Raw genomic sequence first — 1,096 nt, 5'->3', positions numbered from 1 at the left:
TTCAGCTCGGCATTTTTGTTTCATTCAGTTTTAACCGCGGTAATAGCGTTGCGGCACAAACGGCATTTTTTCTACCGTCATTGGTGACATTTTGCCACGCACTTCTGCGAACAGCTCCGTACCAATCGCAGCAAGATCGGCGCGCACATAGCCCATTGATACTGGCTTACCTGCGTTTGGACCGGCTGTACCGCTGGTGACGATACCAATTTTCGCACCATCAACATCAAACAGCTCAACACCTTCACGAACTGGCGCTTTTGTTTGACCAACAAGGCCAACACGCTTACGTGCAACATCTTTGGTTTCAATCTGCTTTAGAATGATGTCAGCACCAGGGAAACCACCTTCACGTTCACCGCCAACACGGCGCACTTTTTGGATACCCCAAAGCAAGCTCGCTTCTACAGGCGTAGTTGTTGTGTCTAAGTCATGTCCGTATAGACACAAACCACACTCTAGCCGAAGTGAATCACGCGCACCAAGGCCAATCCATTCCACTTCTTCTTCCGCAGTCAGTTTGCGTGCTAGCTCTTCTGCTTTGTCAGCAGGAACCGAGATTTCGTAACCATCTTCGCCAGTGTAGCCACTGCGAGAAACAATGCACTCAGCGCCCAGAATTTCCACTTTACGAATATCCATGAACAGCATGTCTGCCACTTCTGGAGCAAAACGTGCTAACACCGTCGCCGCTTGAGGGCCTTGAATAGCAAGCAGAGCGCGATCCTCAATGACTTCTAGTTCAACACCCGATGGCAGGTGCGCTTTTAGGTGAGCGATGTCTTGTTCTTTACACGCTGCGTTCACAACCACAAAAAGATGATCGCCCAAGTTTGCAACCATTAGGTCATCAATAATGCCGCCTTCTTCATTGGTGAAGAACGCATAACGCTGTTTGCCAGACTCAAGATCCACAATATCAACAGGAACTAATGTTTCTAGAAATGCTGCAGCGCCTTCACCAATTAAGCGAAGCTGACCCATATGAGACACATCAAACAAACCTGCTGCATCACGAGTGTGTAAGTGTTCCTTCTTTACGCCTAGAGGGTATTGAACCGGCATATCGTAACCCGCGAACGGGACCATTTTTGCG

General features: G+C 48.7%; 1 protein-coding gene. It reads right to left on the bottom strand.

Annotation, left to right across the window (positions count from 1 at the left end; all coding sequences use genetic code 11):
- Nucleotides 1-30: 30 nt before the first annotated feature.
- A partial coding sequence (gene gcvT, locus R7E78_RS24535) for a glycine cleavage system aminomethyltransferase GcvT (protein ID WP_318058396.1) occupies nt 31-1,096 on the bottom strand: 1,066 nt, incomplete at its 5' end.

The organism is Vibrio sp. YT-19(2023) (assembly GCF_033337395.1).
The sequence above is the reverse complement of the archived record's forward strand: the minus strand, read 5'-3'. Positions and strand labels throughout refer to the sequence as shown.